At 67.1% G+C, this 12,499-nt stretch carries 10 protein-coding genes; all 10 read right to left on the bottom strand.

Features of this window, described 5'->3' with window-relative positions:
• Positions 1-211: 211 nt before the first annotated feature.
• A complete protein-coding gene (locus ACO6D5_RS27600; protein WP_315847259.1) occupies positions 212-1,045 on the bottom strand; it encodes a symmetrical bis(5'-nucleosyl)-tetraphosphatase in 834 nt (277 codons plus the stop codon).
• On the bottom strand, positions 1,042-2,220 hold the full coding sequence (lptG, locus tag ACO6D5_RS27605; RefSeq protein WP_315847260.1) for an LPS export ABC transporter permease LptG: 1,179 nt from the start codon (positions 2,218-2,220) through the stop codon (positions 1,042-1,044). Before lptG ends, ACO6D5_RS27600 begins: the two co-directional genes overlap by 4 nt.
• Positions 2,221-2,311: 91 nt before the next feature.
• Complete coding sequence (gene mtgA / locus ACO6D5_RS27610) at positions 2,312-3,034, bottom strand: monofunctional biosynthetic peptidoglycan transglycosylase (protein WP_315847261.1); 723 nt, start codon at positions 3,032-3,034, stop codon at positions 2,312-2,314.
• A gap of 5 nt (positions 3,035-3,039) precedes the next feature.
• Entirely contained in the window at positions 3,040-3,903 is an 864-nt protein-coding gene (gene aroE / locus ACO6D5_RS27615; protein WP_315847262.1) for a shikimate dehydrogenase, read from the bottom strand.
• On the bottom strand, positions 3,900-4,832 hold the full coding sequence (locus tag ACO6D5_RS27620) for a TonB family protein (protein WP_485827165.1): 933 nt from the start codon (positions 4,830-4,832) through the stop codon (positions 3,900-3,902). Before ACO6D5_RS27620 ends, aroE begins: the two co-directional genes overlap by 4 nt.
• A gap of 116 nt (positions 4,833-4,948) precedes the next feature.
• Positions 4,949-6,037, bottom strand: a complete 1,089-nt coding sequence (locus ACO6D5_RS27625) for an ATP-binding cassette domain-containing protein (protein ID WP_315847264.1) — start codon at positions 6,035-6,037, stop codon at positions 4,949-4,951.
• Positions 6,030-7,808, bottom strand: coding sequence for an ABC transporter permease subunit (locus ACO6D5_RS27630; protein ID WP_315847265.1), 1,779 nt, complete (start codon positions 7,806-7,808; stop codon positions 6,030-6,032). Before ACO6D5_RS27630 ends, ACO6D5_RS27625 begins: the two co-directional genes overlap by 8 nt.
• Before the next feature lie 150 nt (positions 7,809-7,958).
• A complete protein-coding gene (locus ACO6D5_RS27635) occupies positions 7,959-9,056 on the bottom strand; it encodes an extracellular solute-binding protein (protein ID WP_315847266.1) in 1,098 nt (365 codons plus the stop codon).
• A gap of 129 nt (positions 9,057-9,185) precedes the next feature.
• Positions 9,186-11,669 (bottom strand): sensor histidine kinase, encoded by a 2,484-nt coding sequence (locus ACO6D5_RS27640; protein ID WP_485827166.1) that lies wholly within the window; start codon positions 11,667-11,669, stop codon positions 9,186-9,188.
• Positions 11,656-12,327 (bottom strand): response regulator transcription factor, encoded by a 672-nt coding sequence (locus ACO6D5_RS27645; RefSeq protein ID WP_006226649.1) that lies wholly within the window; start codon positions 12,325-12,327, stop codon positions 11,656-11,658. The genes ACO6D5_RS27640 and ACO6D5_RS27645 overlap by 14 nt, the downstream gene beginning before the upstream one ends.
• Positions 12,328-12,499 lie beyond the last annotated feature (172 nt).

A 12,499-nucleotide genomic window follows, 5' to 3' on the forward strand; every position in this document is an offset into this window, starting at 1 on the left:
TGATGCGCCCGAGGGAATCTGAAGGGAAGGCCGCAGGCCTGGACGAAGATGACGACGGGGACGTCCGGAGCGAAGGCTCCGGACCGCAATCGTGGGCGCGCGCCACCCACCCGACCCCGACGATGGGCGTCCTACGAAGTCACCCCGACCGCACCGACGAAGCCCGAAGCCGCAACCAACGAAGCCCCCAGCCCGCCCTAAAAAACGCCATTCACTCAGACAACGGATTCTGAAACTGCGAACACTTCACCTGCACCAGTTTCCGATCCTGCAACCGTAACGCCGTCAACGCACCCCCCCACACGCATCCGGTGTCCAGGCAGATCACGTCTGGCCGCTGCAGCAATCCCAGCGTCGACCAATGCCCGAAAACCGTCGTGATGTCCCGGGTGGCCCGATTCGGGACGTCGAACCAGGGCACCAGGCCCGGTGGCCAGGCGCCCGGGGCGACCTTGGTTGCGAATTCCATGTGTCCGTTCGGCGTGCACAGGCGGATCCGCGTCAGCGCGTTGATGATCACCCGCATCCGCTTGCCGCCCTTGTGGTCTTCCTTCCACGTGGACGGCTCGTTGCCGTACATCTTTTGCAGCGCCTTTTGCCAGTTTGGGCCGCGCAGGGCGTCCTGGACTTCGCCGGCCAGGGACAGCGTCTTGGCGACGTCCCATTTTGCCAGCGTGCCGGCGTGCACCAGCAGGTGGCCTTGTTCGAAATGGGCCAGCGGGCGCAAGCGCAGCCAGTTGATCAGGTCGGCCGCGTCCGGCGCGCGAAGGATGTCTTCGAGCGTGTCCGATTTCGACGGCTTGCGCACCCCGGCCGCGGCGGCCAGCAGGTGCAGGTCATGATTACCCAGCACCGACGTCGCGCGGTCGCCCAGGTCGATGATGCGACGCAGGGTCTCCAGCGACTGCGGGCCGCGGTTGACCAGGTCCCCGGCGAACCAGAAGCGCGACTGCGGGTCGCCGACCAGATCGGGGTGGGACAGCAAGCGATCCAGCGGCGAGCAGCACCCCTGCACGTCGCCGATCATCCAGATACTGCCGTTCATGCGGGACTCTTGCTCCAAGGCCAGCGTTGTTGGACGAACCGGGTAAAGGTGTGTCGGTATTCCATGTAGGTCATCGCGCCCAGTGCCAGGGCCATGGCGCCGAGGTTCGGACCCAGGGCGGTCAGCCAGGGCGGCCACTTGCCCAGCATGCCTACGTTCAGGGCCAGCTGGTTCAGCATGAAGAAGCCCACGCCCAGCAGGATGCCGATGAAGACCTTGGCGCCCACGCCGCCGCGGCGCGTCTGCATCAGTCCGATGGGGGCCGCAATCGTGATCATCACCAGCAAGGTGAACGGATACGCCAGTTTGCGCCACAGGGCGACAACCTGTCGACCATATTGCAGCTGGTTGTCGCGCAAATACTCCACATAGTCCAGCAGCGTGACGATGGACATGCGTTCGGGGGTCAGCACACGGGCCAGCAGGCGTTCGGCGCTGAGGGTGGTGTCGACCGTGCGCTCAGGCACCTTCACGACGGTGGCGGGCGGATTCTTGGGCGGGCGGGCGTTGGCCAGCGCCTCGGAGGCCTCGTCGTCCAGCCGCGTTTCAGCCACGTCCTTGAGCACCAGGTCGCCGTGGGCGAACAGCCCGGTGGGGGCCGTGGACAGGACGGACAGCGTCAGGTCTTTCTTGAATTCGTACAGGGTGATGTTGGCCACCTGGCCGTCGCCCTTGAGCTCGCCGATATTGATGATGCGGGTGCCGCCGTTGGCGGTGGGTTCCTTGAACCAGTAGCCGCTCTTCAAGCGGTCGCCGCCGGCCTTGCCGCGGAACAGCAGGTTGGCTTCGCCGCTTTTGATCTCGGCCCAGGGGGTAACGTATTCCGACAGCAGGGCCGCGCCGATCATCAGCGGGATGGTGACGATCCACAGCATGCGCAGCAGGCGCATGCCGCTGACGCCCGAGACGCGCAAGATGACGAGTTCGTTACGCTGCGCCAGGCCGGCCAGCGCCAGGATCGCGCCGATCAGCAGGCCGATGGGCAGCAGGTCGTACAAGCGGGTGGGAATGGCCAACGCCTGCATGTAGAGCAGGGCCATCATGGAGAACTTGTCGCCCACGTTGTCCAGGTCGTCCACCAGCGCGAAGAACGTGAAAAGACCCAGCAGGGCCATAAGGACCACTGCACAAGAGCGATAGATCTCGCGGGCCAGGTAGCGACGTGCGGTACGCATGAAAAGGAAAGGGAGCGCGTAAACGTGAAAGCTTAACAAATCCCGCCGCTAAGGGTGGGGAAGGCCTGACGGAATGGCGTGGATTTGGGTATCAGGGGATGTCAACCATCTGCATCCGGCGGGTCAGCACGCCGACGCGGGAGTTCAGGTAGTTGGAATTGCGGCGGCTGTCATAGAAGCGGGGGTTGGGCAGCATGGCGGCAAGCCGCGCGGCCTGGCTGGCGCCCAGGTTGGCCGCCGTGGTGTTGAAGTAGTGCTTGGAGGCCGCCTGCGCCCCGAACACGCCCACGCCCCATTCGGCCACGTTCAGATACAGCTCCAGGATCCGTTCCTTGGTCATGACGTGTTCGATCATGTAGGTCAGGACCAGTTCCTGGCCCTTGCGGATGTAGCTGCGCGAACTGGACAGGAACAGGTTCTTGGCCAACTGCTGGGTGATGGTGGAGCCGCCCCGCATCTTGCTGCGTCCGGCTTCTTCCTGGCGCTGGTTGTACTCCCAGGCCTTGCGGATGGCGTCCCATTCGATGCCGTCGTGCCCGGTGAAGTTCGAGTCTTCCGATGCCACCACCGCGCGCTTGAGGTTGCGGTTGATCTTGTCGTAGGGCACCCATTCGTACTGCAGCTTGAAGTCCGGGTTGCCTTCGCGCAGGCGGGACAGCTCCTCGCGCATGATCGCGCTGCTGCCGGGGTCGCGGTAGTTGTACCAGACCACTTGGGCGAAGAGCCAGAATTGGTACAGCAGGATCAGGCACACCAACGCCATCAGGACGCCGGTGGTGATCCGGAACCAGGATCGGCCCTTGCGCGCCGCCATGCTGCTCAGCGTCCCGCCATGAGCGCCTCGCGCAGCGCCGCCAGCACGGGCGCCGGGTCAGGGCGCACGCCATGCCAGATGAAAAAGCTTTCGGCGGCCTGCCCTACCAGCATGCCCAGGCCGTCGGCCGTCAGCGCGGCGCCGTCGGCCTGCGCCTGTTTCATGAACGCGGTGGGCTGGGCGCCGTACATCATGTCGTAGCCGGCCGCGCCGTCGGCATACAGGCCGGCGGGCAGGTCCGGGGCGGCGTCCTGCAGGCCGCTGGCCGTGGCATTGACCACCAGGTTCCAGCCGCCCGCGAGCGCCGCGTCGCCCAGCCCGCCGGCCGTGACGCGGGTCTGCGGTGACACGCCGGTGTCGCGCCAGGCGTCGGCCAGCGCCAGGGCCTTGGCGGCCGTGCGGTTGACGATGTGCAGGCGGGCGCAGCCGGCTTCCGCCAACGGTTGCAATACGCCGCGGGCGGCGCCGCCGGCGCCCACCACCAGCACCGAGGCGCCGTTCAAGCGCACCCCCAGGCGCAGCAAGTCCGACACCAGGCCGACGCCGTCCGTGTTGCAACCGTGCCAGGCGCCATCGCGCCAGGACAGGGTATTGACCGCCCCGGCCAGCCGGGCGCGGGCGGACAAGCGGCCCGCGGCCAGCGCGTAGGCTTCCAGCTTGAAGGGCACCGTGACGTTCAGGCCCAGCCCGCCGTCCGCCACGAATGCGGCGGCCGCTTCGGCAAACCCGTCCACCGGCGCCAGCAGGCGCTCGTAGCGCAGCGGTTTGCCGGTCTGCTGGGAGAACAGGGCGTGGATCTGAGGCGAGCGGCTATGCGCGATGGGATTGCCGATGACGGCGTAGCGGGCAAGAGGAGGCGCCTCGGTCATGGGGCTTGTGTTTCCAGGGTGTCGTTGACGAAATGCCAGGTGCGGGTGATGACCAGCACGTCCGTATCGCGGGCGATATCGGGAGGGAATGGGGGGAAGGGGGCGGCCAGCTGGACGATGCGGCGGGCGGCCTGGTTCAGCACCGCGTGCGGCGAGGGCTGATCGATTTCCACGTTGGCGATGCTGCCGTCGCTGCGGACCGACACCGTGATGCGCAGCGTGCCGTAGATGCGCCCGCGCGCCTCGTCCGGGTAGTGCTGGGTGCCAACCGCCTCGATCCGGGTGCGCCAGGCGTCCAGGTAGGCGGCATAGCGCGAGGCCTCGGCCGACGGGGCGACGAACTGCTTGCGGGGTTCGGCGCTGTATTGCTGCACCCGTGCGGCCAGGGCGGCGACCTGGGCGTTCTGGATCACGCTGGCCTGGTCCTGGGAGTCCTGCCCCAGGTCGGTGCCGTCCGGCCAGGGGTTGACGGCCTGGCGCTCGGCGCCGGCTTTGTCCGGCGAGCGCAGCTGGGTCATCAGGCGGGTCTGCTCGGCTTCCAGCTGCACCTGCCGGCGGCGCATGGCTTCCAGCACGATCGTTTCGGCGGAGGCGCCGGTCTGGGGCAGTGGGGTGGTGGTCATGCCGCGGTCGGCGTTGCCGCCGCCGCTCATCTGATTCTGCGCCTGGGCCCGGGGCGTGTCCGGCGGGGTCTCGCTGCGGGCGTTGAGCAGCACGACTTCCAGGCTGGTCACCGGCGGGCGGGTAAAGGCGGGCGCGCCGAAGCGCCACGCCAGCGCGCCGGCGTGCACCAACAGCGATATTGCGATGCCGATTCGCAGGTAGTGCTGGGCGGGAGCGCCCAGCCACCGCAGGTAACGGCTTAGCGGGGAGGGGGAATCAGGGCGTTGCACGGACGCATTGTAAGTCGAGTCCACGTTGCCCGGCATGCGGGCCAACGGCTTGTAACAGCTATTGGGCGGCAAGCCGGGCGGCCGCCCGTGCGCGGGACTTGTCCGGCCGTGCCGCGAGGGGCGGCCCCCCGCATGCAGGCGGCCGGGGCGCGTTACGCCGCCTTGCGCGGGAAGACCCAGACCTTGCTGGCGGGCAGCGCCAGCCGGCACGGGCCGGGTTCGCGGCCTTCCGGCCCGTAGGCGCGCAGGGCCAGCGTGTTGGCGGGATCCGCGTCCGGGGTGCGGAACAGGTATTCCCACCGGTCGCCCAGGTACATGCTGGTCAACAGCGGCATGTCCAGGTGGTTGCCGTCCGGGTCGTCCGCCAGGCGAACTTGTTCCACCCGGATCACCGCCGTGCCTTCCTGGCCCTGGGTCACGCCTTCGCCGGCCTTGCCCCACAAGGCCCAGCCGCGGCCTTCGATGCGGGCGCGGCCGTCGCGCACTTCCGTGACCTTGCCTTCCAGCCGGTTGTTGCTGCCCATGAATTCGGCGGTGAACAGCGTGGAGGGCGAGCCGTACATTTCCTGGGGCGTGCCTTGCTGTTCGATCTTGCCGTTGTTCAGCAGCAGGATGCGGTCGGAAATCGCCATGGCTTCGCTCTGGTCATGCGTCACCATCAGGGCCGACAGCCCCAGGCGGATGATCAGTTCGCGCAGGAAGGCGCGGGCCTCTTCGCGCAGCTTGGCGTCCAGGTTGGACAGCGGCTCGTCCAGCAGGATGACGGGCGGGCTGTACACCAGCGCGCGGCCGATGGCCACGCGCTGCTGCTGGCCGCCGGACAGCGCGTGCGGATGGCGCTGGCCCAGCTTGCCCAGGCCCAGCTGGTCCAGCACGGCCTGCACGCGTTCGCGCACTTCGGCCGACGGCACCTTGCGCAGCTTCAGCGGGTAGGCCACGTTTTCGAAGACGGTCTTGTGCGGCCACAGCGCGTAGGACTGGAACACCAGACCCAGGTTGCGCTCTTCGGCCGGGATCTCCTTGCGCGCGCCGCCGTCGTAGACGATGCGGTCACCGATGGTGATGCGGCCTTTCTTGGGGCCTTCCAGGCCGGCCACCGCGCGCAGCAAGGTCGTCTTGCCGCTGCCCGAAGGCCCCAGCAGGGACACCACTTCGCCCTGGCGCAGTTGCATCGACACGCCCTTGAGCACCGGGTTGTCGCCGTAGTCCAGGTGCAGGTCTTCTACAGAAAGCTCAATCATGAAGTTTGACTCCGAATCGCAGGGCGATGCCCAGGCCGATCACGACCAGAACGATATTGATGAAGGAAAGCGCGGCCACGATGTCGATGGCGCCCGAGGCCCACAGCGACACCAGCATGGAACCGATGGTCTCGGTGCCGGGCGACAGCAGGTAGACGCCCGTGGAGTATTCGCGCTCGAAGATCAGGAACATCAGCAGCCACGAGCCGATCAGGCCGTATTTGGCCAGCGGCACCGTGACGTGGCGCGTGACCTGGCCGCGGCGCGCGCCGGCGCTGCGGGCGGCCTCTTCCAGTTCCGGCCCGACTTGCAGCAGGGTCGACGAGATCAGGCGCAGGCCGTAGGCCATCCACACCACGGTGTAGGCCAGCCACACGCTGAAGATGGTGCTGCGCATGGCGCGCAGCCATTCGATGAAGTTCTCGCGCAGCCATTCGGCAAACGGCAGGGCGGACAGCCAGCCGTTCTCGTCCACGTCCAGCGCGTTGTCCAGCCACATCGGCACGAACAGGAACACCCACAGGAACGCCAGGCCGGCCAGCAGGCCGGGCACGGCGCGGGGCACCAGCACGCTGTAGTCCATGAAGCGCGTGACGTTGTCCGGCTTGCGGTGCATCGCCAGGCCTACGAACATGTAGCACATCACGGCCAGTGCGCCGCCGAACACGCCGATGGCCACCGAGTTCACGATGGCGCGCATCAGGTTGGGCTGCGCGAACACGGTGCGGAAGGCGTCCAGCGACAGCACGTCGAACAGCGACACGCCCATGCCCCAGTTGGACACGAAGGCCCGCAGCAGCACGCCCAGCAACGGCACCACGATGGTGACCAGCAGCCAGAACGCCACCACGGCGCCGGCTACCCAGCGCCACTTGCCCAGCGGCAGCGGACGGGCGCGCGACGCCTTGCCCTTGACGGTGACGAAGCGGTTGGCGGTGCGCATCAGGCGGCGCTGCAGCATCACCAGCGGGATCGTCATGCAGATCAGGACCACGGCCACGGCCGCCATCAGGTGGTAGGACGGGATGCCCAGCTTGTTCGTCAGCTTGTACAGGTACGTCGCTAGCACCAGGTTGCCTTCGGGGTCGCCCAGCACCAGCACCAGGCCGAACACCTCCAGGCCCAGGAAGAACAGCAGCACGGTGGCGTACAGCATGGCCGGGCGCACCATCGGCAGGCTGACCGACACCATCACGCGCAGCGGCGACGCGCCGGTGACGCGGGCGGCCTCTTCCACGTCGGAACCCATGCTGCGCAGGGCCGACGAGATGTACAGGTAGGCGTGCGGCACGTGCGTCAGGCCGGCGATGATGACGATGCTGGTCAGCGAATAGACGTTCCACGGCACGAAGCCCAGGATGTTCTGCGCCCAGATCGAGAAGAAGCCCACGGGGCCGGCGGCCACGACGTAGCCGAAGCCCAGCACCATCGGCGACACGAACACCGGCACCAGGATCAGCGGTTCGATCCAGCGGCGGCCGGGCAGGTCGGTACGAATCATCAGGAAGGCCAGCATGCCGCCCAGCGGGATGGCGATGATGGCCAGCCCGAAGGCCAGGATGAAGCCGCTTTTCAGCGCCTTGTAGAAATCGGGGTCCGCGAAGATGAAGCGGAACGCATCCAGGCTGAAGACCTTGGACGGGGCAAAGAAAGGCGCGGAGAGAAAGCTCTGGATGATGATGAACGACAGCGGCACGTAGATGGCCAGTGCCGTGATCAACACCACCACGCCGCGCGGCAGGGACTGCCATTTTCTGCGCAATGACTGCATGGGGAAATCCTGTTGTCGAAAATGACGCGACGGTCGCGCCGCCCGGGCAGGGAAGAACCCGCCCGGGGGCGGTCAGGCGGGCGGCGCCGTGCCGCCCGCTACGCGTTGTGGCGGTTCAGGCCGGGTGCGCCGTCCTGAATCCGCGCGGCATTACTTGCCCGCCGCGGCGCGCCAGTCCTTGATGAACTGCAGGCGCTTGGTCTGTTCCAGGTAGTCCAGCAGCGTTTCGTTGACCGGGATCGGCTTGAGCGAGGCGCCCAGCTTCTTGGTCATGCCGTCCACGTCGTTGTCGCCTTCGATGTCGTCACGCACCGAAGCCAGGTCGGCCTGGTTGGCCATGATTTCCTGGCCCTTCTGCGACAACAGGTAGTCCATCCACAGCTTGGCGGCGTTGCGGTTCTTGGCCTTCTTGCTGATGAACGCCACGCGCGAGAGCACCAGCGCGTAGTCGGTCGGGTAGGCCACGCCCAAGGACGGATCCGACTTGGCGCGCGTTTCGGCGTAGGAACCCAGGATGTTGTAGCCGATCAGGTTTTCGCCCGACGACACGCGTTCCATCATGGTGCCGGTGGACGACTGCACGATCAGGCCGCCTTTGGCGATGTCCTTGAGCGTTTCGAAGTACTTGGGGTCATTGGCCTTGTCCTGCACGGCCAGCATGAAGCCCACGGCCGACTTCTCGATGTCGTAAGTCGTGACCTTGTTCTTGAACTTGTCCGGCTGGCTGGCGATCAGCTTGGCCAGGGCGCCGTGCGTGGTCGGCACTTCGTTGGCGGGGATCAGGCGCTTGTTGTAGATGAACACGGCCGGCTCGTACGTCGTGCCGTAGGCCGAATCCTTCCACACGGCCCACGCCGGCAGCTTGCCCGCTTCGGGCGACTTGTACTGCATGGCGTAGTCGGTGGCCAGCTTCAGCGCCGAGTCCATCGACGAGCTCCAGACGATGTCGCCGCTGCCGCCGCCCGCCGCCTGTTCGCTGATGTAGCGGTTGTAGAGCTCGGTGCTGTTCATGTCGTTGTATTCGACCTTGACGCCCGGGTACAGCGCTTCGAAGCCCTTGATGATGGGGCCGGCGGCCTTGGTGTCGGTGGTCGAATAGATGACGACCTTGCCTTCCTTCTTGGCGCCGTCCAGGATCTTCTGATAGTCGGCCGGGTAACCCGCGGGCACGGCCTGCGCGAAGGCGCTGCCGGTGGCAATGGCGAATGCAGCGGCGCAGGCGGCCGCCAGTTGGGACTTGGCAAGCATGGGTGTTGTCTCCGATTGGAATTGGTCTGAGCAGGATCTTGGTCCAGCCTGCGCCCATCTTAGGAGGCGGCGTCTGTCGTCGTCCTGTCATGGAGACAGGTTGCGGCTAGGGGTAATCCCTGGGCGCGACTACGGCCGCTTGGGCGTATCCGTCACCAGCCGCACCCAGTTCTGCACGAAGCGCGAGTGCCGCCGCTGATCCAGCCCCACCAGCAGGGCGGGGCTCAGCACCACGGGCTGCACGATGCCGCTGGAGCGCGCCAGCACGGCCTCGGATGTCCAGCGCCCGGGCGTGTCTTCCATGATGGAGCCCAGCGCCGCATGGCTGGAGGCCACCTGCTGGCCGGCAGGCGACAAGAGCCAGTCCACCAGCGCGCGCGCCAGGTCCGGGCTGGGGGCCCGGCGCGATATCAGCACGGAACGCGCCAATACCAGCACATAATCCTGCGGGAACACCACCCCGATCTTGCTGCCGGAGGCCTGGCGCGACAGGGCGTACGAACCCAGGATGTTGTAGCCCAGGTCCATCTCGTCGTTCTCGATGGCGTCCAGCAACTGGGCGGTGGTGGGCGACAGGCGCACGCCGACCTGCCCCATTGCGTTGGCCAGCCCCCAGAAGTTCGACGACACCAGCTCATCCTGCTCGGCCAGCAGATAGCCCACGCTGCTGGCGGCAATGTCGTAGGTGCCGACGCGGCCCTGCAGGCGCGACTGTTCGCGTTCCAGCAGCCGCAGCAGGTCCTGGCGCGAGCGCGGCACGGTGGCTTCCGTAAAGCGCTTGGGGTTGTAGACGATCACGGCCGGTTCGAACGTGAAGCCATAGACTTCGTTGCGCCAGACGGCCCACGAGGGCAGCTTGGGAGCGTAGGGCGACGCGTAGCTTTGGGCATAGCCGTCGTTGGCCAGCCGGATCTGCAGGTCCGACGCCGAACTCATCAGCACGTCCACCTGCGTCAACCGGCCGTCGATCGTAGCTTCGTACAGGTCCCGGCTGCCGATTTCCCGGTAGGTCACCGAAACGTCCGGCCGCAGCGACTGGAAACCCTGGATCAGCGGCGCGACGACCGGCGTGTCGGTCGGCCCCGCGATGACCAGCGTGCGCGACGTGGGCTGCGGCGCGGGGTAGTGCGTGACGATCTCTTCCAGGTCCGCCGCCTGCACGTCGCCCGGCGCCGACATCAGCAGCATCGCCGCCGCGCCCAGGGCGCCCAGCCAGGCGGCGAGATGGCGTCCCGAGGGTTGCGCCAGCGGCAGGATGACCCGTGCCGACAGCCCGCCGCCCGGCCGGTCTTGCAGCCACAGCGATCCGCCGTGGGCCATGGCGACGGAACGCACGATGGCCAGCCCCAGGCCGGAGCCCGATTGCGACTGCCCGGCACGTCCCCGGGTGAAGCGCTGTTGCACGGCTTCTTTCTCGTCGTCGGAAATGCCGGGGCCCCGGTCAGAGACCGTCAGTGCCACGCGGAACCCCGCAACCGGCGTCGCCTGGATGTCCACGGTGCCGTCAGGCGCATAGCGCAACGCGTTGTCCACCAGATTGCGCAGCATTTCGCGCAGCGCCACGCGGTCGCCGGCGATCCGGGCGCGGCGCACCTCGGGGGCGATCTCGATACGCAGCCTTCCAGCCTCTACCGGGCCGATGCGGCGACGCGTTTCGTTGATGGTTTCGGCCACACCCACCGGCTCCCGCGGCCCTTTGCCCAGGCGGTGCGTGATGGTGGCGTCCATCAGCAGCTGGTTGATCAGCTGGCTGGCATGCGTGGCGTTCAGGTGGATGCGGCCGATGCGTTCGCGCAGGCGTTTGGGGTCGGTCTCCTCCAGCGCCACCTCGGCTTGCGCGCGCAAGGACGCCAGGGGCGTGCGGACTTGATGCGTGGCGTCGGCCACCAGCGTGTTCAAGGTATCCATGATGATGGAAAGGCGTTGCATGAATGCGTTGAGCGCTTCGACCAGGCGGCGCACCTCCCGGGGCACGGGAGTGGTCAGCGGCGTCAGGTCTTCGGGCGCGCGGGTGCGCAAGTCGCGCTCCAGGACGGCCAGCGGCGCAAATGCGCGCTGCACGCCGAACCACAGCAAGCCCAGCGCCACCAGCGAAACGATCAACAGCGGCAGGACCCCGCGGCCCAGGATTTCGCTGGCCAGCTCTTCGCGCGAGCCCAGCGTTTCGGCCACGCGCACCGTCACCCAGCCGGCATGCTGGCTGGCCGACACCAGCCGCCCCACGGTCGCCACCCGGACCGGCTCGTCGTGATAGCTCACATACGCGAACACGGGCGTGGCCGCCTGCGCCAGCGGCAGGTTGGGCGCCAGGTCGGCGTAGCCGGTGATCAGCCGGCCATTGGAGGTGCGCGCTTCGTAGAACACGCGTTCGCTGCCCGACAGCATCGCCAGCGATGACACGGGCGGTTCGACGGTCACGCCATCGTCCTCGATCTGCACGGACCCCGCGATGGTCAGCGCTGAGGCCGCCAGCAGCCGGTCGAACGCCTGCTCGGCGGCGCGGTGCGCGTAATCGCGCAGGAAGAACACCAGCCCGATCAGCGCGCACGCCAGCAGCGCCGCGCCCAAGGTGAAGACGCGGCGGCGGATGGAGGCGCTTTCAGGGATGCTCATGGCTGCGGGCCTGATAGCCGACGCCGCGCACGGTAACGATATCGATCGACGCGCCGGCCAGCTTCTTGCGCAAGCGGGAAATCAGGAGCTCCAGCGCGTTGAGCGACCCGTCATCCAGGTCGAACAACTGGTTCATCAGCCTTTCCTTGGCAACCGTCTGCCCGATCCGGCCCACCAGGATCTCCAGCAAACGGAATTCGCGCCGCCCCAACTCCAGCGGCGCGCCCGACAACGTGACGCTGCGCCCCGCCAGGTCCAGGCTGAGATTGCCGTACTGGGTGGTGCTGCTGGTCTGCCCGGCCGGCCGGCGCATCAGCGCCCGCAGCCGCGCTTCCAGTTCGCGCAGGTCAAAGGGCTTGACCAGGTAGTCATCGGCGCCCAGATCCAGCATGTCGATCTTGTCTTCGATTTCCGCACGCGCGGTCATGACGAGGACAGGCGCCTCCAGCCCGGCCGCGCGCAATTCGCGGATGACCGAAAACCCGTCCTTGCCTGGCAGGTTGATGTCCAGCACCAACGCGTCCCAGGTCTCGTCCAGCCCCCAACGCAACGCCGCCAGCCCATCATGCACCCATTGCACGCTGTGGCCCGCCAGACGCAATTTGCTTTCCACGGCATCGCCCAGATCAAGGTTGTCCTCGACCAGCAAAATGCGCATGTTGTTCCTCCGGATGTTGTGTTTTTTGGGGGAGTGTACGAGGTTCAGGGGGGATGGGGGGAGCGGTTTTGGTTCTTGAGGTGCTTGGAGTTGAGTTCTTGGGGCGGTCGGGGTTGAGTTCTTTAGACGCCCGTCGGGTCGGCGGCCTGCGGGGCGCGGGTCAACGATTGCG

The organism is Achromobacter sp. (assembly GCF_057314935.1).

Bases quoted from the DNA above. Each gene is read 5' to 3' on its own strand.
- ACO6D5_RS27600 (WP_315847259.1), bottom strand. From the start codon at position 1,045: ATGAACGGCAGTATCTGGATGATCGGCGACGTGCAGGGGTGCTGCTCG.
- lptG (WP_315847260.1), bottom strand. From the start codon at position 2,220: ATGCGTACCGCACGTCGCTACCTGGCCCGCGAGATCTATCGCTCTTGT.
- mtgA (WP_315847261.1), bottom strand. From the start codon at position 3,034: ATGGCGGCGCGCAAGGGCCGATCCTGGTTCCGGATCACCACCGGCGTC.
- aroE (WP_315847262.1), bottom strand. From the start codon at position 3,903: ATGACCGAGGCGCCTCCTCTTGCCCGCTACGCCGTCATCGGCAATCCC.
- ACO6D5_RS27620 (WP_485827165.1), bottom strand. From the start codon at position 4,832: ATGCCGGGCAACGTGGACTCGACTTACAATGCGTCCGTGCAACGCCCT.
- ACO6D5_RS27625 (WP_315847264.1), bottom strand. From the start codon at position 6,037: ATGATTGAGCTTTCTGTAGAAGACCTGCACCTGGACTACGGCGACAAC.
- ACO6D5_RS27630 (WP_315847265.1), bottom strand. From the start codon at position 7,808: ATGCAGTCATTGCGCAGAAAATGGCAGTCCCTGCCGCGCGGCGTGGTG.
- ACO6D5_RS27635 (WP_315847266.1), bottom strand. From the start codon at position 9,056: ATGCTTGCCAAGTCCCAACTGGCGGCCGCCTGCGCCGCTGCATTCGCC.
- ACO6D5_RS27640 (WP_485827166.1), bottom strand. From the start codon at position 11,669: ATGAGCATCCCTGAAAGCGCCTCCATCCGCCGCCGCGTCTTCACCTTG.
- ACO6D5_RS27645 (WP_006226649.1), bottom strand. From the start codon at position 12,327: ATGCGCATTTTGCTGGTCGAGGACAACCTTGATCTGGGCGATGCCGTG.